Source organism: Mesorhizobium sp. M0701 (assembly GCF_040320365.1).
Classification (GTDB): domain Bacteria; phylum Pseudomonadota; class Alphaproteobacteria; order Rhizobiales; family Rhizobiaceae; genus Mesorhizobium.
In genome coordinates this window covers 42,342-61,682 of the sequence record NZ_JAMYPO010000024.1, presented here as the reverse complement: position 1 = coordinate 61,682, position 19,341 = coordinate 42,342, and the positions used below count along the sequence as shown (strand labels likewise).

The window sequence follows — 19,341 nt, the reverse complement described above, 5'->3', positions numbered from 1 at the left end:
TCAGGTGTGGGGGCCGGCCGAGGCGGCGAGCAAGGCCGATCCCGTGAGCAGGACGGCGGCGAGAAGGAAGGCGCTCCACCAGCCGGCCACGTCGAACAGCAGGCCTCCTGCAATAGCGCCGCCTGCGATCGCGAACTGGATCAGGGCGACCTGGAGTCCGCCCCCGGCCTCCAGGTCTTCAGGGATGAGCGTGGTCATCCAGGTGTTCCACGCCACCGGGATCGGGGTCGCGAACAGTCCCCAAAGAACCAGCAGGCCGGCCGTGGCGCGTGCAAACGGTCCAAAGGCAATCAGCAGTAGAGCGAAGACCGCGAGTGCACTCGGCAGCCCGATCAGCACGGCTGTGAGGTGCCGCCGGAGTATGAAGCCGACAATCGACAGTCCCGCCACGCCACCGAGGCCGACGCCCAATAGAGCCAGTGAGAGGGTATTGACCTCAAGGCCCGTCACGTTTTCCAGAAACGGCCGCAGATAGATCGAGAGCGCGTTCTGCCCGATGAAAGCGAGCCCGGTCGCGCCCATGCCGATGGCGAATCTGCGATTCCGCAGCAGGCCGAACATGCTCGACACCGAGGCGATCTCTATCGGCGGCATCTTCGGGAGAACGGCCAACTGCCACACGAGCGCCGCAAGGCCGATGGGGACAGTGACGAAAAAGGTTGCCCGCCATCCGATCAGCGATCCGAGGAAGCTGCCGACGGGCGCGGCGATCACCAATGCGAAGGCAGTGCCACCCTGGAGCAAGGCAATGGCCTTGGGCAGGTCGGGTCCCGCGGCCAGGCGGGCCAGAATGGCCGTCGACAGTGACCAGAAACCGCCGATCGCGGTGCCGACCAGCGCCCGCCCGGCCAGGAAGACCAGGAAGTTGGGAGCAAGCGCCACCGCCAGGCTCGATGCGGCCAGCACTGCCGTATAGACCAGAACCACCGTCCGTCGATCGACGTTTCGCAACAGCGAGTTGCCGAAGAGGCTGGTAACCACGGCGAAGAATCCGGATACCGCGATTGCCTGGCCTGCCTGACCCTCGGAGACGGCCAGATCCTGAGCGATCGGGGTGAGCAGGCTCACCGGCAGGAACTCCAGTCCGACCAGAAGGAAGGTCAGCAGCGACAGGCAGACCACCGCAGACCATGGGGTCGTCCCGCTGTCAGCAGCAGTGGCCTCGTCCAGCACGAAATCGATGGTCATAAGGGCAGTCTCCTGTCCGTTCCCGAACTAAGTAGTCGGGCTGGCTAAATGCGACTAGCGGGTATAATTTTGATGTGGTTGTGAATGAGGCTCATCAATGCCACGCGACGAGTTCGCCGAAATGCGCGCGTTCCTGGAGATCACCCGGACGCGGAGCTTCACCCGAGCAGCCGCCAAGCTCGGGGTCACTCCTTCGGCCCTTAGCCACACCATCAAGTCGCTGGAGTCGCGGCTTGGCGTCCGTCTTCTGTCTCGCACCACGCGCGACGTGGCCCCGACGGCGGCCGGTCAACGCCTCAAGGAAGGCATCGAACCGCATTTCGAAGGCATCGCGGCTGAGGTCAGCGCTCTCGGCGTCCTTCGCGACAGGCCGTCCGGCAACATTCGCCTGGTGTGCACCGACGATTCGGTCGACATTGTCTTCCGCGCCCGGCTGCCAAAGTTCCTGAGCGACTTCCCCGATATCAATGTCGAGTTGGTGGTCGACAACGCCTTCACCAACATCGTCGAGCGCCAGTTCGATGCCGGCGTGCGTCTGGGCGAGTCCATTGCCCGGGATATGGTAGCCGTGCGCATCGGAGCCGACGTGACCTACACTGTGGTCGGCTCACCCCATTACTTCGCCCACCGGACACCGCCGGAGACGCCGCAGGAGCTGACCGACCATAACTGCATCAACTACCGGCTGCCGACGTCAGGATCGGTCTATGCCTGGGAATTGCGGGAAGGAGCGCGCGAGTTCAGTGCTCGGGTCGAGGGGCAACTGACGCTTAACAACATGGGGCCGGCGATCCAGGCCGCGCTTGACGGAGTGGGCTTGGCCTATCTGCCGCGCGAACTCGTCCTTCCACACATTGAGAGTGGCCTTCTCCAGGAAGTCCTGACCAAATGGTGCCCAACGTTCCAGGGTTACCACCTGTACTATCCAAGCCGGCGCCATCCCTCTCCGGCGTTTTCCGCCTTTGTCGACGCGTTCCGTATCAGGGGCAAGTAACAGCGTTTCGACGGCAAACGGCAGCTCGTATCCCACAAACGATCGTGAGACAGCTTGGATGACGAAGCGCAGTTGGAGGCAAAGCCGAGATAACTGTATCGAGATGTGTTCCGCCAGAAATGGTGGAGCCGGCCCGGGGACGGGGCCGGCTCCTTAAACCCGGTCGTTGGGGACGGGGAGGGTGGGGACTCGACCGGGTTTCTCCTAAAGCGCGAAGTCATGCGACGCACTTAACCTCTGCTTTATGCATGTCGCCCAAAACCGCTACGCGCTTTTGGGCGACATGCCTTGGCGTCCTCAGCGGACGCTGGCGACCGCGTCGGAGCGGCCGTCGTTGATCGTCACCCAGGCGCCGGAATTCCGCTCGGACTGGCGCTTCAGGTAGGTGTAGCCGGTATTGGTCCAGGACAGCACCTTGGGCTGGAGATTGTCGAGGATGAACTCGCCAAGGCTGGTGCGCACGGTCAGCACCGCATGGCCGTCACCATTGCGCTGGCGCACCACCGTCATCAGCAGATCGCCGGCCGGCACGCCGATGCTCATCAGCTCGCGGCGCTTTTCCAGCGCATAGTCCTCGCAGTCGCCGAAGCCGCTATTGGGAAAGGACCAGACTTCCTCCTTGCCCCACATTTCCATGTCGGTGCGCGGCGCGACCCTGCTGTTGACCGAATTGTTGATCTTGACGATCGTCGCCCACAGCTTGCGGGTCAGCTCGACGGGTGCCCGGCCAGGCGTCCTCTGATTGCATTCCTGCGGAAGCTGCTGGCACAATTCGTAGTGTCCGACCGGCTGCGTGGTGCGGCCGCCGGTGTGCATGAAGGCCGGCTCCGCCGCGTTTACAGTCCCCCAACCGAAAAGCTGCATCGCTATTGCCGCCAGCAACAGCTTGCCCCTCATCCTGTTCATTATTCAGTCTCCCCGTTTGAGGAGACAATGACACGGCTGGATTTATTTGACGCAAAAGCGCGAAGTAGACATTAAGTAAAACGCCAATAGAATAAACATAAAATTTGACGCAATTGAATATAGAATTGTTTAAGGATTCCAGCCGGCCATGTTCCCATGCTTCGTCGCACCGTTCGAACAGCTGGGATGGCGGGACAGAGGGGGCGCGAAGGATCGCCAGCCTCTCTTCCCGATAGTGCTAACGCTTCGGCGTCAGCCGCGCGATGAGCTGAATTCGGTATCGAGCGTTTCCGGCCGCTGGATGACGGCGAACTCGATGGCGACGCCATCTTCGAAATGCCGCACTATCTGGCCGCGCATGGTGCCCAGCATCACCTGGACGCCGATGGCCGGCTTGACGTCGATCTCGATCGCCGCGCCCGACAGCGACAGGTCGATGATGCGGCACTGGTACTGCCGTCCGTCGGCAAGCTGCAGCACGCTCGTCGGGTTGCGCGGTGCGACGCGCTCATGGCGGCGGTCTTCCGGCAGGTCGAGCTCGTGCTTGTTGGCAAGCCAGGTCAGTTGCGCGGCGAGCTTGTCCCTCTTGCGCTCCGACGCGATGACGGTCATCGCAAAGCCATCCTGCAAAGTGCGGGTGATGACGCCTTCGATGCGGCCGATGTGATCGATATAGGCAATGACCTTTTCGCCAGCCAGGCCGGTGCGCTCGGTGCGCAACGCAACGTTGCCGGGCGACATGTCGACCACCTGGCAGGGATGTTCGGTGCGGTCTTCCAGCATGAAACGTCCGTAAATTTTCACGCGGACGCGCTGAAAGTTACGCCTTTCAGCTTGGGACGGCGCATGGTCGACCGCCGCTGACCTCATCACTGCCATACCCCGTTCGGCATTCCGCGCATGGATGCGGGGAATTTCAGCGGAAAACTACAACAAAGCAGGTTAACAAAGGGCAAAGCCCGGCGCTGTTGCTTTAAGCTTTGGGCATCATTCCTCGCGTCCGCCGTCGAAGACGACCAGGTGACGGATGCGGCGGGCCTGGCCGAGCGCCGAAATCGTCTCGGGCGGGTCGAATTCCGACGGGGCGAGCGAGGGAACCTCTATCGCCGGCCGGTTCCCCGGGAACATCGGCTCCTTGTCGGGATCGACGACACGGATCGAATCGATCAAGGCGTCGAGAACCGGGTCGGCACCCAGCCAGAAAGGTTTTTCGACGGCGCTTATCACGCCGAGGCAGCGCGGGCTCTCGACACCGCCGTCGAGCGGCAGCGCGAGCAGCTCGAACCTGTTGGACCGGCCGTTGCGGCTGAAACCCTCATAGGTGATGAGCATCACCGATTTCAGGTCGAAGACGCCATCGGTCAGCTTCGAAATCAGTCGCTGGTCCTTCTCGCGCCACAGCGAAGGGAATGAAAACCCCTTGAGTTCGCGGCCATAGACCGCGCAGAGCCTGGTGCCGGCGAGCCGGAACACCGCTTCGCCGCGCGTGTCCTTTTCCAGGATGAACGTGTCGGCCAGCAGCGACTTGATATCGGCCGGTTCGACTTCCGAGCGCTTCGGGGCAGGGCGTCCGTCACGCAACCGGTTCCAATAATGGAACAGCGTGATCGATCCGGTCTGGTTCATGCTAATGCTGCTCCGCGCATTCTGTCTTCTGATGTCCCATCGGTGAACAGAAGGGCGCCCTCCGAAGACCTACATGCGTTGCGGAGCAGGATGCGTGCCAGCATCGTTAATACTTGTTCACGGGTCGGGGCGGTTAAGGTTAACAACTGGTTTACGTTGCGCGCCTGCCAGCCCTGTGGCACACCAAAACCACTCCAGAAGCGGTCGTTTTGCGACGATCGGCAGCACTTCAGTCAAGAGTTCAGGGGGAGCAAGGGGGCTCGACCAGCCGTTCAAGGGAAACCTTGGACGGCTTCTTTTTTGATTCGGGGCTGCTGATTCGCCGTTTGTGATTCGGTTGGCCGTGATCTACATGCTCGCCAAGTCCAATCCAGCGACTGAGTGCAAGCCATATGAGCGACCCAGAAAGCCCACCGGAGATCGAGCAGGGCCAGGGTGGGCCTGTCGCCCGCGAACCGGAGCAGCGCCGCGAGCCGGTGTTCAACCTGCCGCCCGTGGTGCTGGCGGTGATCGCCATCTGCGTCGTCGTCTTTCTGATGCAGCAGTATGTGCTTAGCCAAGACCAGCAGCTGACACTATTGTACGACGGGGCCTTCATTCCTGTTCTCTACACTGGCCAATACGGCTTCGACTGGTTCCTGTTTTCTCGGCCCTTTACATATGCCTTCCTGCATGGCGGCTTTGCCCATCTTGCCATCAACATGGTGTGGCTCGCGGCCTTCGGCTCACCGTTGGCCAACCGCTTCGGCGCCCTGCGCTTCAGCCTGTTCTTCGCCGCGACCGGACTGGCGGCGGTGGCGCTGTTCTGGGCCATGCACCCGCTTGGCGAGGCGCCGCTGGTCGGCGCCTCCGGCGCGATTTCCGGCATGATGGGCGCGGCGGCACGCTACGGCTTCCGCATCGACCGCTCGTCGGGCAAGGCCGCCTTCGCCGGCCGGCCTTTGCCGATGGCGGCGGTGCTGCGCTCGCGCGGCGTCGTCACCTTTCTCGCCATGTGGATGGTGATCAACCTCGCGACCGGCCTCTTCGGCCTGGCGCCTGGCATTGACGGCCAGATCGCCTGGGAAGCCCATATTGGCGGCTTTCTTGCCGGCTTCTTCGGCCTGCGGTTTTTTGATCGACGAGAGCAGGTGCCCCGGCAGGCGGACGAGCCGGAGACCTGAGACCGCCGCACTTGAAAAGCAACCGATCGCGGCGCACCATGTTCATCCCAGGGAAAGCCGGCCAGGGCAGGAGCCGGCAGGAAATGCAGAGGAGGACGCCATGACTGTTAAGGCAATTCTCGAGGCAAAAGGCCACGGCGTGGTGACGCTCGGGCCGAACGAAAAGCTCAGCGAAGCCATCCGCATGCTTTCCGAACACAGGATCGGCGCGCTGGTCATCACCAACGGCGATCACAAGATCGTCGGCATTCTTTCCGAGCGCGATGTGGTGCGGGTTCTCGCCAAGGAGGGGGCGGCGGCGCTCGACCTTGCCATCCGCTCGGCGATGACGCCCAAGGTGAAGATCTGCAATGAGAACCACACCGTCAACGAGGTCATGGAGATCATGACCAAGGGCCGCTTCCGCCATCTGCCGGTGGAAAAGAACGGGCTGCTCGACGGCATCGTGTCGATCGGCGACGTGGTCAAGCGCCGCATCGAGGATGTCGAGCGCGAGGCCGAGGAGATCAGGGCCTACATCGCCACGGCATAGGTGACGGCGGCCGGGTTGCCGACAGGTCGATTTTCAAGCTGCTATCGCAGTTCGTCGCGGCAGGTGCGGGCCTGTGCCGCGTCGGCGCCTGCGGCTTTGCGCTTGTCTCTTTTGGCGGTTTGCACTAGCGAAGTTGCACATCAAAATATGCGTTCTCGCATATCCGCAATTTCAATATGCAGGCCCTTATGAGCATTATCGACACCCGCACGCCCGACGCCAAGCGCCTGGTTCCCGGCGCCACCGGCGACTGGGAGATCATCATCGGCCTCGAGGTCCACGCGCAGGTGACCTCTCAGGCAAAGCTGTTTTCCGGCGCCTCGACCATTTTCGGCGCCGCGCCCAACGCCAATGTCAGCCTGGTCGACGCGGCGATGCCCGGCATGCTGCCGGTCATCAACGAGGAATGCGTCAAGCAGGCGATCCGCACCGGGCTGGGCCTAAAGGCCGAGATCAACCACAAATCGGTCTTCGACAGGAAAAACTATTTCTATCCCGACCTGCCGCAGGGCTACCAGATCTCGCAGTTCAAGCAGCCGATCGTCGGCGAGGGGAAGGTGATCGTCTCGGTCGGCCCGGACCGGCAGGGCGAATTCGAGGACATCGAGGTCGGCATCGAGCGCCTGCACCTGGAGCAGGACGCCGGCAAGTCGATGCACGACCAGCATGCGACGATGTCCTATGTCGATCTCAACCGCTCCGGTGTGGCGCTGATGGAGATCGTTTCGAAGCCGGATATGCGCTCCGCCGATGAAGCCAAGGCCTATGTCACCAAGCTGCGCACCATCGTGCGCTACCTCGGCACGTGCGACGGCAATATGGACGAAGGCTCGCTGCGCGCCGACGTCAACGTCTCGGTACGCCGGCCCGGCGGTGAATTCGGCACGCGCTGCGAGATCAAGAACGTCAACTCCATCCGTTTCATCGGCCAGGCCATCGACTACGAGGCGCGCCGCCAGATCGCCATCCTCGAGGACGGCGGCAAGATCGACCAGGAAACGCGGCTGTTCGACCCCAACGAGGGCGAAACGCGCTCGATGCGTTCCAAGGAAGAAGCGCACGACTACCGCTATTTCCCCGATCCCGACCTTCTGCCGCTGGAATTCGACCAGGCCTATGTCGACGAGTTGGCAAAGGACCTGCCGGAACTTCCCGACGCCAAAAAGGCGCGGCTGATCACCTCGCTCGGCCTGTCGACCTACGACGCCTCGATCCTGGTATCGGAAAAGGCGGTCGCCGACTATTTCGAGAAGGTGGCCGCTGGTCGCGATGGCAAGCTTGCCGCCAACTGGGTCATCAACGATTTGCTGGGTGCGTTGAACAGAGCCGGCAAGGACATTGAAAACGCTCCTGTTTCACCCGACCAGCTTGGCGCGGTCATCGACCTGATCAAGGAAGGCACCATCTCCGGCAAGATCGCCAAGGATCTATTCGAGATCGTCTGGAACGAGGGCGGCGATCCGCGTCAGCTGGTCGAAAGCCGCGGCATGAAGCAGGTCACCGATACCGGCGCCATCGAAAAGGCGGTCGACGAGGTGATCGCGGCCAACCCGGACAAGGTCGAGCAGGCGCGCGCCAAGCCGACCATGTCCGGCTGGTTCGTCGGCCAGGTGATGAAGGCGACCGGCGGCAAGGCCAATCCGCAGGCGGTCAATGAGCTGGTCAAGGCCAAGCTCGGGATCGAGTAGGATGTTTGTCCGCACCGCCGGCGAGCGCGATCTGGCGGCGGTGCGCGCATTGCTGGTCGAGACGTGGCATGCCACCTATGACGCCATCTACGGCGCGGCGCGGGTTACCGAAATCACCGATGAATGGCATTCGATCGCCGCGCTCAAGGCACGGCTGACGCGGCCGAACTCGGAGTTCCTGGTCGCCGACGACGGCAAAACCATCGGCGGCATGGCTTTCGCGGCCGCCACCACGGATGCCAGGATCGTCATGCTGAACCAGCTTTACGTGCATCCGGCCTGGCAGAGGCAAGGCATCGGCCAGGCGCTGCTGGACGAAATCGAGGCCAGCTTTCCGGAGGCCCGGACGCTGCGCGTCGAGGTCGAGGAAGCAAATGCTCCGGCCGTCGCCTTTTACCGCTCGCGAGGGTTCTTGCCCGCCGGCAACACGGCCGATTGCGGCGGCGCCTCGGGATTGCCGGCGCTGGTTTTGGAGAAGGCGATCGGCTAGCTCGTTCGCCTGGCGCTCAGTTGCGTTTCACGGGCAGGTTGGAGCAGCCGGCAGCGAGAAACTCGCACGGCAGGCTGCCGCCTCCACCCGACGTGTGCGGGGGCGTGGCGGCTTCGATTTTTTCCACCTCGTAATATTTCGAGGTGACGCCCCATTTTTTGACGCCCTGGCACGTCGAGCGCACGCCAACCTCCGTCGCCTTTGCCGCAGTCTTGTAATACGTGGTGATCCGGCAGGATTGGCTGACCGGCAGCGCGTTCGCCGGGCTCGTGACCGGCGGCAGGAAGTTCGGGAAGGCAAGCAGCGAGATTGCCGCAATGATCCTGACGGCGGGCATGGTGAGGGGAAGGTGCAGCATCGTTTGTCTCCATCGATGGCGCCGCTCGCTCGTGGCGCAGCGGCGCAATTTGTTCCCGCAAGATCAGGCCATGAAGCCGGGGCTGCCGCATCTGCCGCGCGGGGGATGGCGGCAGCGGTCTGAACCGCCGCCGTCATCCGCGAGCGGCCGCGTCAGGGCGTTTTCGGCTTGATGGGCGTCTTTATCGGAACGGCGACTTTTGGGGGCCGGACCGTACTGGCTTCACCGTCGACGGCCAGCCCGCCGCTGTTGAGATAGCGTACCGTATAGTGCAGCTCATAGCCCGGAACTCTGACCCATGTAGGTTTGTGATTGAACTGGTCCGGAGGCCTCGAATACCACTTCGGGATCTGCATGATCTTGGAACCGGCACCGAATCCCGCAGTCTTGGCCGCTACCGCGAAGGCGCTGTCTCTGGGATCGTTCGGCGGCTGGTCGACATTGCCGATGACGACCAGCGAATCGTATTTTCGCGCGTCGAGCCTGAGTACGGGAAGGTTCAGCGCAGCCACGTCGCCTTCGCGCATCGTCAGGGCTTTCTGAACGCCGTCCTCATTGGCATAGACGTTGAGGTTTATGGCCTCGGATTCCGCATAGACGACATTGTTGTGGAAGTCGCGGGCTGGCAGGCGTGTGAGGCTGTCGAAGGTCACTTCAACCGTCGGCTTGGCTATGGCGTCCGTCACCACCAGGTTGCGCCGCGGCACCGTCCAGAAGATGAGATCATCGCCGGTGGCCTGCGTGCCGGCATCGGAGCCGTCTATTGCCGAGCATTTCGAATTTGGAACCGGCGTCGTCACCGGCAGGGGTGCCGAAAACGAGCTGCGTACCTGAGCGTCGATGTAGTTGCCGACGTTGAAAACGTCTTCGAGGATGTTGCCGCCCTCGAAGCTCGCCGGGCCGGGTTGCGAGCGAATGATGACCTGGCTGGAATCGGTCTGCCAGCCGCTGCAGAAGACGTTGACGTCCATGGGAATGCCGATGTGACGGTCGGAGGTCACCGGGATCGAGACTTTGATGGTCAGGATGTAAGGAACTTTGACAAACCAGCTGTTCGGCTGGTTCAGCATCTGCGTCGCAAAGCGCGACGGCCGCCATTGCTTCAGCGATTCGATCGATGCGCGTGATGATCGTCCCTGGGCGGCCAGCTGTGCGTTGGTGGCGTCGACCTTGGCTTGCGCCAGGTTGCGGACGGTGTTGGTGATCAGGAACACGCCGAGTTCGGCTTTGCAGGGCCTGTTCGTTTGTGTGGTGTTGCATGGGGCAAGTGCCGCACTGGGAACCGGCGGCCCCGAAGGCGGCGGCTGGGCGGCCGCGGCGGCCGCCATCAGGCAGAAGAACAGCATCGTGCAGGTTTTCAACATGGTATCCTCGCTCTTTCGGTTGGAAACCACCCTCCGGCTAGACAACACCATTTCTTCGACAGCGGTTCATCGCCCGCATGGGGGACGAACCGCGAAACATCGGGCCGGCCCAGCGACGTCGAGCCGCCGTCCTTTCGGATTGGATATCTACTGCTTCACGACGCCTTTGGTTGTCGCCATCGGCGCGACGACCTTGGGCTTGGGGGTTTTCGGGCCGGGGTCGACTACCAATGCGGCCGTGCAGGAGCATTTGCCCGAACCGCAGTTCAGGTCGCCCTTGCACATTTTGGAATGCCGCATATCGGTGCAGTCGGCGGTCCCGGAGCAGGAGCAACTGCCTTGCCCAATCGTTCCGGACTGACATTTGAAGCTCCATGCCGGATCGGCGGCAAGGCCGGCCACAGCGAGCGATATGGCAAAAAGCGTCGTCGAGATGAGCTTGCGCATGAATACCTCCCGGTTCTATCGAGCGATGGAACCACGAAGCAGCAACGCCTTCATCTCCCGCGCGGGGGACGAACTCGCATACCGGTGACGATCGTCAATGCTGTCCCTTCAGCACGACGAGATAGCCGCGTTCGACGCGAAGCCGGAACGCGATTTGCCCTGCAGTGCCGGGATCCTTGGAAACCTTGTCGATGACATAGCCGCTGGGATGCGAGCCAAGCCATTCTTCCGGTTTGTCGGTGGTTTCGAATGGCTTTTGCAACCGGGCCAGGAAGCCGACTTCGCCTTGATAGTCGAAAGCCACGGCCCAGTCCGCATCCTTTCGCTCGTCGATGAAGTTGGCGAGCGGCGTCAGATCATAGCGTTTGAACGCGGTTGCCGATGCCACCGCGTGGCCGATGCCGAAAATGACAAGCATGACGATGGCCGAGCTCTTCAGCCTGGCGAGCGGGATCTCCGCCATGAAATAGCCGAACAGGATGACCACGAACGGCAACATCGGCACGACATAATGAGGCTGCTTGCCGGATATCGCGCTGAACACCAGAAACACGGCAACGAACGAGAATGACAGCAGGCGCAAGGCGCGCAGATCCGGCGACTTCGCGTCGATCAGGTTGCGTATCCGCGTGCGCAGCTTCAACCGCCACACCTCGGGTATGAAGATCCACGGTATGAACATGACCGGCAGCAGCAGCAGATAGAAATAGAACGGCCGGCCGTGCGAATTGCGCAAATTGCCGGTGACGCGCCCCGCCGACTGGTTCCAGACGAGATCATAAACGAAATTGCCTTTTGTCAGGATGGTCGCCGGCACCAACCAGATCGCCACCGGAATTAGTGCGGCGAGCAGGGCCAGGCCCACTCCAGCGAGGAAGTTCGGTGTCGTCAGTCCCGCCCGCCGGTCGCGCCAGAACGGGTAGAACAGGATGGGCGCGCCGATATGGATCAGCACCACCGGGCCTTTCGTCAGCACGCCCATGCCGATGAACAGCCCGGCCAGAACGGCCTGCCAGCGGTTGCCGCTGCGGGCAAAGGCAATCAACGACAACAGCGCGGCGAGCACAAAGACCGTCAGCAACTGGTCGAACAGGATCAGCGTCGAATAGATGACGAACACGCTGCTTCCGGCAACCAGCCAGGGGATGCGCCGCGCGATGTCGTCGCGGCCCGGAAACAGGGTCTTTGCCAACGCCGTCGTCAGCCAGATGACGAGCGAGGAGGCGGCGAAGATGACCAGCATCGCCGCCGGCCGGCTGGCGCCGAAAATATTCCAGACAAGGTCGATAAGCCAAAACAGCAGTGGCGGCTTCTGCAGATAGGGCGCGAAATTCATCGTCGGGACGAAGATCTGTCCGCTCAGATACATTTCCCAGGTGACGCTGAGATATCGCGTTTCGTCGACGGGCAGCAGTGGCCGGAAAGCGACCGCGATGACGATCAGCCCAAGCAGAAAGAGGTAGGGGAGCAGCCGCTCGGTAGATGTCGGTGTCAAAGATCGAGATCCGCGCCAGAAACCATTTTCATTCCAGCCGAGCATAGTGCCGCGTTTCTGGACCGCGAACGACCGCACCATGATTTTGGCCGAATTGCAACGATGCCGGTTTCGTTTCGCAGATTTTGCGGACGATGGTCTCAAGGGCTTGAAAAACTTGCCGGCCGAGTCTTTTGGACCGCTGCCGGTCCGGGGAACCTGAGCAAAATCAACTGGAGCGCAAGGGTGGTGACAATTCGCGCATCAACAGTTCGAGCTCGCGCTGATCGCCTGTACCGGTCTTGTCGAAGATCGTCGCCAGCTGCGACTTGACGGTGCCGTCCGAGACGCCGCCGGCCGCGGCGATCTCCTTTCGCGTCAGGCCGGCGGCAACGTGACCGGCGACGCGCCTTTCTGCCGCGGTCAATCCGAACAGGGCCGCAATGGCGTCCAGCGCCGGGATTGGTGCCGAACCGGCCGCCGCGATGAAGATCGCTGCAGCGGCGCGCTGCGAGATGCGCGCCGAGATTTCACGCCGCGCCAGCGGCATGACATGGGCCACCGCCGGAACGACCGTCCTGGCCAGGGGAATGTTGATGCCGCAAGGTCCGAGCGCGAATTCGTCGCGCGTGCCGAGCTGGACGGCACGGCCGATCGCGGCGTTGGCTTTGGCATAGGTGAAGGAAAGCTGTCCGCGCACGCAAGCGACCGAGATATTTTCGGCGAGCAGCGCTTCGGCTGACGGGTTGGCGAAGATGATGGTCATGTCTTCGGCGACGATCAGCACCGGATGGTCGAGGCTTTCGATGATGGAGCGGAAGATTTCGGCCTTGCGCCGCTCGGCCTCGAACAGGTCCCCGATGGTCACCGCGCGCCGCACATGCGGTGCCAACAGGCAGACAAGCTCGATATCCTCGCGGGAAATCTGGCGCCTGTCCTTGTCGGTCACCACCATCAACGTGCCGATCCGGGTCGGCCGCCTCATCAACGCCACCCAGAAGAAATCGTCCAGGCGGTTGGGTTGCACCCATTCGCGCACGATGCGGCTTTCGAGCCATCTCTGCCGGGTATCCGGGCCTTGCAGGGCGTAGATCGAATCGACGGTGAACGGCACGTCGATCTCCATCTTGGGAACCGCCGCATAGAACGGCACTTGCGAGCCGTAGTCATGCTTCAATGGCTCAAGAACTGCGGGATCGCCGCAGGACACCGAAAACCGCGCGGAGCTGCTGATCGTGTCGATGACGGCGAGCATGGCAAGCTGGCCTTCCGCCAGATTGCAGATGGCCTCGAGTGTCGCCTGCCAGCGGTCGACGTCGGCAATCGAATCGTAGATCGCCTCAACGACCTGCGGCAACGCGCGACCGGCCGTGCCCGCCAGCGATGACATGAGCCCCTCTCATTTGCCGTCCTTGAGGCAACGAAGCATCAACTGCTAGAATAACGCTGCGTAAGGTTGCCAACAACCTATTTCATCTGCTTCGGACGGCCGCGAAAATAACATCATCGTTTCGCTTTCCCGTCAGCCATTTGCTCGCCGGTTGCGGCAAGACCCTTGCCTTCGCAATGCCGTGACGCCATAAGCAGGAACAGGCGCCGCAGCCGCCGCGAGGACTTGCCACAAGGACTTGCCACGAGGATTTGCATGAAAACTTTCCTTCTGCAGTTTTTCACCTGGTGGAACAGCCAGACATTGGGAACGCGCTTCCACACCTGGCGGCATGGCAAGAAGGTCGGGCAGGACGAGGTCGGCAACGTCTATTATGAGGGCGGCGTCGATTCGGAAGGCCGCACCCGTCGCTGGGTCATCTACCGCGACTATTCGGAAGCCTCGGCGATTCCGCCCGGCTGGCATGGCTGGATCCATCATCGTGTCGACGTTGCGCCGCCAAGCGAAGACTACAAGCCACGCGACTGGCAAAAGCCGCATGTGCCGAACCTCACCGGCAGCCCCGCGGCCTATCGCCCGAAAGGCTCGGTGCTGACCAACCAGCATCGTCCGCAGGTGACGGGCGACTACGACGCCTGGACGCCTGGTTCGTGATCGATCGCCGCGACACGCGCGCGGTCCCCACGGGGGCGGTCCCCACGAGGGCGGTCCTTTGTCGCCACAATTGCTGTTTAGCTGTTTGCTGATCCGACAGCAGCAACTAGCCTTGGCGTTAAGAGAATCACCCCGGGCGCAAACCACCGGACCTTGCATGAGCATGTTCAGCCGAATTTTGACGGGCGGATTAACCGCGGTCGTTCTCGCTTCTATGGTGGCGCTCGCTGCTGCGCAGGAATTGGCGCCGCCTGCGCCGGACGCGCCGGTGGCGCCTGCAGCACCGGCAGTGTCCGAGCGCATCACCAATCCCGTCGCTGAATTCGCCGGCATCGACAAGATCACCGGCCGTATCATCACCTTCGATGTTTATATCGACGAGACGGTGCAGTTCGGCGCTTTGCAGGTGACGCCGCGCATCTGCTATTCGCGGCCCGAAAACGAAGAGCCGAAGACGGATTCGTTCGTCGAGGTCGACGAGATTACGCTCGACCGGAAGATACGCCGTATCTTCACCGGCTGGATGTTTGCCGAAAGCCCCGGGATCAACGCCGTCGAGCATGCCGTCTATGATATCTGGCTGAAGGGCTGCAAGCAGAAGTCCGACGTGCCGGCACCCGCCGCCCCCAAAACCAACTAGAATCTGTCAGTGCGCGGCGGATACCGCGCCCTGCGGAACCGCCGCGTTGCCCGAGCGTTGGTGCCTCTCTACGGAGGAGGTTGCCATGATGATGGCCAACAAGAACGAACTTCTCGACATCGAAAGGGGATTCTGGAGCGGCGGTGCCGACTATTTCAAGGCCAATGCCGATACCGACTGCCTGGTGGCCTTCCCGCAGATGGCGCGGGTGATGAGCAATACCGATCTGGCCGCAACTGCCACGGACCCGAACCGCTGGCGCGATCTCGACATCGACCTCAAGGGCATCATCGAGCCGGGCAGCGACATCGTCATGCTGACCTACGAGGCGCGTGCGACGCGGCAAGATGGCGAAGCCTATGCGGCGCTGGTCAGCACCGGCTATGTCCACCGCGTCAATGGCTGGAAGATGATGTTCCACGCACAGACGCCGCTGGTGACGGCAGCAAAAGGCTGACCGGCCGCAAGAGCATTCCAGGAAATGTGAACGGCTTTCCGTCCGGAATTGCGTTTCTGTGAAACGATGAACCATTCCAGGTTATGGAAAAAACACGGCCTCGCCCTTCAGCGCCTCGGCCAGCATCTTCTCGTACTTGCCGCGCGGCACGTCGATTGCACCGAAGCGTTTGAGATGCTCGGTGGTGAACTGCGTATCGAGCAGTGCAAAGCCACGCGCCTTCAGGCGTTCGACGAGGTGAACCAGGCAGGCCTTTGACGCGTCGGTCTCCCTGGCGAACATGCTCTCGCCGAAGAACACGCGGCCGAGCGATACGCCGTAGAGCCCCCCGACCAATCGGTCGTTGTGCCAGGCCTCGACCGAATGGCAATGGCCCATCCGATGCAGCTCGATATAGGCTTCGCGGATCGGTGCGTTGATCCAGGTCGACCGCCGTTCCTCGCGCCTTTCTGCGCAGGCATCGATCGTCGCCTCGAAATCGAAATCGATGCGGAACTCGAACAGGTCCTTGCGGATGGTCTTTCTCAGGCTTTTCGGTATGTGGAACCCGTCGAGCGGAATGATGCCGCGCGTCTCCGGCCGCACCCAGAACACTTCGGGGTCATTGGCATTTTCGGCCATCGGGAAGACGCCGGAGGCATAGGCTTTGAGCAAAAGGTCGGTCGGGATGCGATAACCGGGTGCGTAGGGACGGGTCATCGCTTCGCCCCTGTGTCACTCGCCTTCGGCCAGGTATTTTTCCAGCCAGTGGATATCGTAGTCGCCATTAGCGATGTCGGCGTTGCCAACGAGGTCGCGAAACAGTGGCAGCGTCGTCTTGATGCCGTCGACGACGAATTCGTCGAGCGCGCGCCGCAGCCGCATCATGCATTCGACGCGGTTGCGGCCATGCACGATCAGCTTGCCGATCAGGCTGTCGTAGTAGGGCGGGATCTTATAGCCGGAATAGACGCCGGAATCGACACGGATGCCGAGGCCGCCCGGCGTGTGGAAATGGGTGATGGTGCCCGGCGAGGGGGTGAAGGTGCGCGGATCCTCGGCATTGATGCGGCATTCGATGGCATGGCCGTGGAAGCGGATGTCCTCCTGGCGCACCGAAAGTCCGCCGCCCGAGGCGACGCGGATCTGCTCGTGCACGAGGTCGATGCCGGTAATCGCCTCGGTCACCGGATGTTCGACCTGCAGGCGCGTGTTCATCTCGATGAAATAGAACTCGCCGTCCTCATAGAGGAATTCGATGGTGCCGGCGCCGGAATAGCCGAGATCGGCGATCGCCCTGGCGCAGACGCCGCCAATATGCGCGCGCTCCTCGGCATTGAGCGCCGGCGAGGGCGCTTCTTCCCAGACCTTCTGGTGGCGACGCTGCAGCGAGCAGTCGCGCTCGCCGAAATGCACGCCGCGCCCGGCGCCGTCGCCGAACACCTGCACTTCGATATGGCGCGGCTTCTGCAGATATTTCTCGATATAGACTGCGTCGTCGCCGAAGGCCGCACCCGCCTCCGAGCGTGCCGTCTGCAGCGCCACCTCGAGATCGGCCTCGCTACTCGCCACTTTCATGCCGCGCCCGCCGCCGCCGGCCGACGCCTTGATGATTACGGGGTAGCCGATCACGGCGGCAATGCGCTTGGCTTCCTTGTCCTCGGTGACCGCGCCGTCGGAGCCGGGCACCACGGGAATGCCGAGGCGTTTTGCGGTACGCTTGGCCTCGATCTTGTCACCCATGATGCGGATATGGTCGCCGGTCGGGCCGATGAAGGTGATGTTGTGCGCGGCGAGGATGTCGGCGAACTTGGCGTTCTCCGACAGGAAACCGTAGCCGGGATGCACCGCGTCGGCGCCGGTGATCTCGCAGGCGGCGACGATCTGGTGGATGTTGAGATAGCTGTCGCGCGACGGCGGCGGGCCGATGCAGACGCTCTCGTCGGCGAGACGCACGTGCATGGCGTCGGCGTCGGCGGTCGAATGCACCACCACCGTCTGGATGCCGAGCTCCTTGCAGGCGCGCAGCACCCTGAGGGCGATTTCGCCGCGATTGGCGATGAGGATTTTCTGGAACATCTTTCGCCTGTTCCCGGCTCTACTCGATCACGACGAGCGGCATGCCATATTCGACCGGCTGCGCATCTTCAAACAGGATCGCCGTCACCGTGCCGGCGCGCGGCGAGGGGATCTGGTTCATCGTCTTCATTGCTTCGATGATCAGCAGCGTCTGGCCTTCCTTGACCTTCTGGCCGATTTCGATGAACGGCCTGGCGTCGGGCGACGGTGCCAGATAGGCGGTGCCGACCATTGGCGAGGCGACGGCGTTCTTTGACAAGTCGGGCGTCGCCGGGGCGGCCGCTGCCGCGGGCTGCGCGGCTGCCGGGGCATAGGCCGGCTGAGCTGCGGCGACGGCATGGACGGCCGGCGCCTGCCGCGAGACGCGCACCTTCAGATCGCCCAGCTCGACCTCGATCTCGGTCAGGTTGGTGTCGTTCAGTATGCCCGCCAGATCGCGGATCAGCTGCTGGTCAACACCGTTCTTCTTTATCGACATTTTCGAGCCTTCTGTTTGTTGGCCGGTCATAGGCGTGCAGCCAGCGCCTGCAGCGCCAGCGTGTAGCCGAGCGGCCCGAACCCGCAGATCATGCCGACGGCGACCGGCGCGACCATGGAGACGTGGCGGAATGGTTCCCGCGCGTGGATGTTGGAGAGATGCACCTCAGCGACCGGCAGCGGCGCGACGGCGCGGATGGCATCGTGAATGGCGATCGAGGTATGGCCGTAGGCGCCCGGATTGATGACGATCGCGGCGGCCTTGTCGGCGGCCTCCTGGATCCAGTCGACGAGGTCGCCCTCATGGTTCGACTGGCGGAAATCGATCTCCAGCCCAAGTGCGGCACCTGCCTGCTTGCAGTCGTCGGCGATCGCGGCAAGCGTCTTGCCGCCATAGATGCCCGGCTCGCGCTTGCCGAGCGCGTTGAGATTGGGGCCGTTCAGGACGAAAACCGTTTTCAAAAAATGCCGACCTTTCCCGGCGCGGCTAAGCCGGCGCGCCGGACCCTCTATAATGGGCATAGACGCTGGCGAAAAGAGCGCAAGTGCGTTCTTTCGCCGTCCACAACAGCCGGAAAACGGCCCGTGCCGGAAACCCGCAGCCTAATCGAAACCCGAATGCCGATCAGAGCGCGGCCTTCGCCGCCTCGATCTTTTCGGCCAGCACTTCCTGGCCAAGCGCGCCGAACACCACCTCGTTGCCGACGACATAGGACGGCGTTCCGGTAATGGCGAGCTTGGTGGCGAGGTCATAGGTCTTGGAGAAGGCCTCGGTGATGCTCGGGTCCTTCATCTTTTCGCGCAGCGCCGCCTCGTCGGCGCCGAGCGACAGCGCCACCTTGATCGCCGCCGCCTCGGTGGCGCGCCCCTGGCCGCCGAGCAGCGCATTGTGGAATTCGCCGTATTTCTCCGGCTTCATCAGATGGAAGGCCATCGAGACGACGCTCGCCTTCTGCGAATCCGGGCCGAGGATCGGGAACTCCTTGAGTACGAAGCGCAGGTCCGGATCGGCCTTGGTCAGCGCGCGCATGTCGTCGATGGCGCGTTTGCAGTAGCCGCAATTATAATCATAGAATTCGACGATGGTGACCTTGCCGTTCGGATTGCCGACAACACCGTCGAATGAGGAATTGAAGATCTGGTCCTTGGCGTCTTTGATGACGCCGAGACTGGCGACGCGCTGTTCTTCCTTCTGCTTGGCCTCGAGTGCCTGCTGGGCCTCCAGAAGCACTTCCGGGTTCTTCAGCAGATAGTCGCGGACGATGCCTTCGACTTCGGCACGGTCGAGCTTGGTACCTGAGGACGTCGTCTGGGCAAGCTGTGCCGTGCCGGCCTTCGCCGTCTGCGGATTGCCGGCGACGAAGCCGAACGCCAGCATGGCGAGAGCCGCTGCCACTCCGGTAGTGCCCAGCAGAATTGCCTTGGTCATGATCCT

Annotated in this window: 22 protein-coding genes; 8 read left to right on the top strand and 14 right to left on the bottom strand. The window is 62.4% G+C overall.

The features are described from left to right. On the bottom strand, positions 1-1,188 hold the full coding sequence (locus NKI24_RS21650; protein WP_352748138.1) for an MFS transporter: 1,188 nt from the start codon (positions 1,186-1,188) through the stop codon (positions 1-3). 97 nt (positions 1,189-1,285) lie between these two features. Between NKI24_RS21650 and NKI24_RS21645 the strand changes: the two genes are divergently transcribed. Beyond that, positions 1,286-2,182, top strand: coding sequence for a LysR family transcriptional regulator (locus NKI24_RS21645; RefSeq protein ID WP_023674806.1), 897 nt, complete (start codon positions 1,286-1,288; stop codon positions 2,180-2,182). A 297-nt stretch (positions 2,183-2,479) separates the two neighbouring features. Here NKI24_RS21645 and NKI24_RS21640 read toward each other — a convergent pair whose 3' ends face one another. From NKI24_RS21640 to NKI24_RS21630, 3 genes are all read right to left on the bottom strand, one after another. Further along, complete coding sequence (locus NKI24_RS21640; RefSeq protein ID WP_352451124.1) at positions 2,480-3,079, bottom strand: transglutaminase-like cysteine peptidase; 600 nt, start codon at positions 3,077-3,079, stop codon at positions 2,480-2,482. 261 nt (positions 3,080-3,340) lie between these two features. Next, a complete protein-coding gene (locus NKI24_RS21635) occupies positions 3,341-3,958 on the bottom strand; it encodes a PilZ domain-containing protein (RefSeq protein ID WP_352748136.1) in 618 nt (205 codons plus the stop codon). Between the two features lie 117 nt (positions 3,959-4,075). Then, entirely contained in the window at positions 4,076-4,714 is a 639-nt protein-coding gene (locus NKI24_RS21630) for a PAS domain-containing protein (protein WP_352451104.1), read from the bottom strand. A gap of 392 nt (positions 4,715-5,106) precedes the next feature. On the opposite strand from NKI24_RS21630, the gene NKI24_RS21625 reads away from it, so the two are divergent. From NKI24_RS21625 to NKI24_RS21610, 4 genes are all read left to right on the top strand, one after another. Next, positions 5,107-5,877 (top strand): rhomboid family intramembrane serine protease, encoded by a 771-nt coding sequence (locus NKI24_RS21625; RefSeq protein WP_352451103.1) that lies wholly within the window; start codon positions 5,107-5,109, stop codon positions 5,875-5,877. Between the two features lie 100 nt (positions 5,878-5,977). Then, entirely contained in the window at positions 5,978-6,409 is a 432-nt protein-coding gene (locus NKI24_RS21620) for a CBS domain-containing protein (RefSeq protein WP_352451102.1), read from the top strand. Between the two features lie 188 nt (positions 6,410-6,597). After that, entirely contained in the window at positions 6,598-8,097 is a 1,500-nt protein-coding gene (gene gatB / locus NKI24_RS21615) for an Asp-tRNA(Asn)/Glu-tRNA(Gln) amidotransferase subunit GatB (RefSeq protein WP_352748131.1), read from the top strand. A 1-nt stretch (position 8,098) separates the two neighbouring features. Next, positions 8,099-8,587, top strand: a complete 489-nt coding sequence (locus NKI24_RS21610; protein WP_352451123.1) for a GNAT family N-acetyltransferase — start codon at positions 8,099-8,101, stop codon at positions 8,585-8,587. A gap of 16 nt (positions 8,588-8,603) precedes the next feature. Here the strand turns inward: NKI24_RS21610 and NKI24_RS21605 are convergent, their stop codons facing one another. The 5 genes from NKI24_RS21605 to NKI24_RS21585 all read right to left on the bottom strand — a co-directional run bounded on the left by NKI24_RS21605 (position 8,604) and on the right by NKI24_RS21585 (position 13,620). Further along, positions 8,604-8,945: a hypothetical protein gene (locus tag NKI24_RS21605; protein ID WP_352451100.1), complete on the bottom strand. Its 342-nt coding sequence runs from the start codon at positions 8,943-8,945 to the stop codon at positions 8,604-8,606. Between the two features lie 152 nt (positions 8,946-9,097). Further along, positions 9,098-10,309: a hypothetical protein gene (locus NKI24_RS21600; protein WP_352748127.1), complete on the bottom strand. Its 1,212-nt coding sequence runs from the start codon at positions 10,307-10,309 to the stop codon at positions 9,098-9,100. A 147-nt stretch (positions 10,310-10,456) separates the two neighbouring features. Further along, the gene (locus NKI24_RS21595; RefSeq protein WP_352746741.1) at positions 10,457-10,756 is read right to left on the bottom strand and encodes a hypothetical protein; all 300 of its coding nucleotides are present in this window, start codon (positions 10,754-10,756) and stop codon (positions 10,457-10,459) included. 94 nt (positions 10,757-10,850) lie between these two features. Continuing rightward, the gene (locus tag NKI24_RS21590; protein WP_352748124.1) at positions 10,851-12,251 is read right to left on the bottom strand and encodes an ArnT family glycosyltransferase; all 1,401 of its coding nucleotides are present in this window, start codon (positions 12,249-12,251) and stop codon (positions 10,851-10,853) included. Between the two features lie 208 nt (positions 12,252-12,459). Next, entirely contained in the window at positions 12,460-13,620 is a 1,161-nt protein-coding gene (locus tag NKI24_RS21585) for a helix-turn-helix transcriptional regulator (RefSeq protein ID WP_352748122.1), read from the bottom strand. Positions 13,621-13,875: 255 nt separating this feature from the next. Between NKI24_RS21585 and NKI24_RS21580 the strand changes: the two genes are divergently transcribed. From NKI24_RS21580 to NKI24_RS21570, 3 genes are all read left to right on the top strand, one after another. Further along, complete coding sequence (locus tag NKI24_RS21580; protein ID WP_023674818.1) at positions 13,876-14,274, top strand: NADH:ubiquinone oxidoreductase subunit NDUFA12; 399 nt, start codon at positions 13,876-13,878, stop codon at positions 14,272-14,274. A gap of 157 nt (positions 14,275-14,431) precedes the next feature. Then, positions 14,432-14,914: a DUF2155 domain-containing protein gene (locus NKI24_RS21575; protein WP_352748119.1), complete on the top strand. Its 483-nt coding sequence runs from the start codon at positions 14,432-14,434 to the stop codon at positions 14,912-14,914. An 88-nt stretch (positions 14,915-15,002) separates the two neighbouring features. Next, entirely contained in the window at positions 15,003-15,371 is a 369-nt protein-coding gene (locus NKI24_RS21570; protein WP_352593854.1) for a hypothetical protein, read from the top strand. A gap of 81 nt (positions 15,372-15,452) precedes the next feature. Here the strand turns inward: NKI24_RS21570 and aat are convergent, their stop codons facing one another. The 5 genes from aat to NKI24_RS21545 all read right to left on the bottom strand — a co-directional run bounded on the left by aat (position 15,453) and on the right by NKI24_RS21545 (position 19,335). Continuing rightward, positions 15,453-16,070: a leucyl/phenylalanyl-tRNA--protein transferase gene (gene aat, locus NKI24_RS21565; protein ID WP_352570907.1), complete on the bottom strand. Its 618-nt coding sequence runs from the start codon at positions 16,068-16,070 to the stop codon at positions 15,453-15,455. Positions 16,071-16,085: 15 nt separating this feature from the next. Next, positions 16,086-17,429: an acetyl-CoA carboxylase biotin carboxylase subunit gene (accC, locus tag NKI24_RS21560; protein ID WP_352748115.1), complete on the bottom strand. Its 1,344-nt coding sequence runs from the start codon at positions 17,427-17,429 to the stop codon at positions 16,086-16,088. Positions 17,430-17,448: 19 nt separating this feature from the next. Next, positions 17,449-17,907, bottom strand: coding sequence for an acetyl-CoA carboxylase biotin carboxyl carrier protein (accB, locus tag NKI24_RS21555; RefSeq protein ID WP_352451093.1), 459 nt, complete (start codon positions 17,905-17,907; stop codon positions 17,449-17,451). 26 nt (positions 17,908-17,933) lie between these two features. After that, positions 17,934-18,368: a type II 3-dehydroquinate dehydratase gene (aroQ, locus tag NKI24_RS21550; protein ID WP_031211260.1), complete on the bottom strand. Its 435-nt coding sequence runs from the start codon at positions 18,366-18,368 to the stop codon at positions 17,934-17,936. A 163-nt stretch (positions 18,369-18,531) separates the two neighbouring features. Beyond that, positions 18,532-19,335 (bottom strand): DsbA family protein, encoded by an 804-nt coding sequence (locus NKI24_RS21545; RefSeq protein WP_352451092.1) that lies wholly within the window; start codon positions 19,333-19,335, stop codon positions 18,532-18,534. Between the last annotated feature and the right edge of the window lie 6 nt (positions 19,336-19,341).

What these genes read in the sequence shown, in the direction of transcription:
- NKI24_RS21650 (WP_352748138.1), bottom strand. Translation starts at nt 1,188, where the DNA reads ATGACCATCGATTTCGTGCTGGACGAGGCCACTGCTGCTGACAGCGGG.
- NKI24_RS21645 (WP_023674806.1), top strand. Translation starts at nt 1,286, where the DNA reads ATGCCACGCGACGAGTTCGCCGAAATGCGCGCGTTCCTGGAGATCACC.
- NKI24_RS21640 (WP_352451124.1), bottom strand. Translation starts at nt 3,079, where the DNA reads ATGAGGGGCAAGCTGTTGCTGGCGGCAATAGCGATGCAGCTTTTCGGT.
- NKI24_RS21635 (WP_352748136.1), bottom strand. Translation starts at nt 3,958, where the DNA reads ATGAGGTCAGCGGCGGTCGACCATGCGCCGTCCCAAGCTGAAAGGCGT.
- NKI24_RS21630 (WP_352451104.1), bottom strand. Translation starts at nt 4,714, where the DNA reads ATGAACCAGACCGGATCGATCACGCTGTTCCATTATTGGAACCGGTTG.
- NKI24_RS21625 (WP_352451103.1), top strand. Translation starts at nt 5,107, where the DNA reads ATGAGCGACCCAGAAAGCCCACCGGAGATCGAGCAGGGCCAGGGTGGG.
- NKI24_RS21620 (WP_352451102.1), top strand. Translation starts at nt 5,978, where the DNA reads ATGACTGTTAAGGCAATTCTCGAGGCAAAAGGCCACGGCGTGGTGACG.
- gatB (WP_352748131.1), top strand. Translation starts at nt 6,598, where the DNA reads ATGAGCATTATCGACACCCGCACGCCCGACGCCAAGCGCCTGGTTCCC.
- NKI24_RS21610 (WP_352451123.1), top strand. Translation starts at nt 8,099, where the DNA reads ATGTTTGTCCGCACCGCCGGCGAGCGCGATCTGGCGGCGGTGCGCGCA.
- NKI24_RS21605 (WP_352451100.1), bottom strand. Translation starts at nt 8,945, where the DNA reads ATGCTGCACCTTCCCCTCACCATGCCCGCCGTCAGGATCATTGCGGCA.
- NKI24_RS21600 (WP_352748127.1), bottom strand. Translation starts at nt 10,309, where the DNA reads ATGTTGAAAACCTGCACGATGCTGTTCTTCTGCCTGATGGCGGCCGCC.
- NKI24_RS21595 (WP_352746741.1), bottom strand. Translation starts at nt 10,756, where the DNA reads ATGCGCAAGCTCATCTCGACGACGCTTTTTGCCATATCGCTCGCTGTG.
- NKI24_RS21585 (WP_352748122.1), bottom strand. Translation starts at nt 13,620, where the DNA reads ATGTCATCGCTGGCGGGCACGGCCGGTCGCGCGTTGCCGCAGGTCGTT.
- NKI24_RS21580 (WP_023674818.1), top strand. Translation starts at nt 13,876, where the DNA reads ATGAAAACTTTCCTTCTGCAGTTTTTCACCTGGTGGAACAGCCAGACA.
- NKI24_RS21575 (WP_352748119.1), top strand. Translation starts at nt 14,432, where the DNA reads ATGAGCATGTTCAGCCGAATTTTGACGGGCGGATTAACCGCGGTCGTT.
- NKI24_RS21570 (WP_352593854.1), top strand. Translation starts at nt 15,003, where the DNA reads ATGATGGCCAACAAGAACGAACTTCTCGACATCGAAAGGGGATTCTGG.
- aat (WP_352570907.1), bottom strand. Translation starts at nt 16,070, where the DNA reads ATGACCCGTCCCTACGCACCCGGTTATCGCATCCCGACCGACCTTTTG.
- accC (WP_352748115.1), bottom strand. Translation starts at nt 17,429, where the DNA reads ATGTTCCAGAAAATCCTCATCGCCAATCGCGGCGAAATCGCCCTCAGG.
- accB (WP_352451093.1), bottom strand. Translation starts at nt 17,907, where the DNA reads ATGTCGATAAAGAAGAACGGTGTTGACCAGCAGCTGATCCGCGATCTG.
- NKI24_RS21545 (WP_352451092.1), bottom strand. Translation starts at nt 19,335, where the DNA reads ATGACCAAGGCAATTCTGCTGGGCACTACCGGAGTGGCAGCGGCTCTC.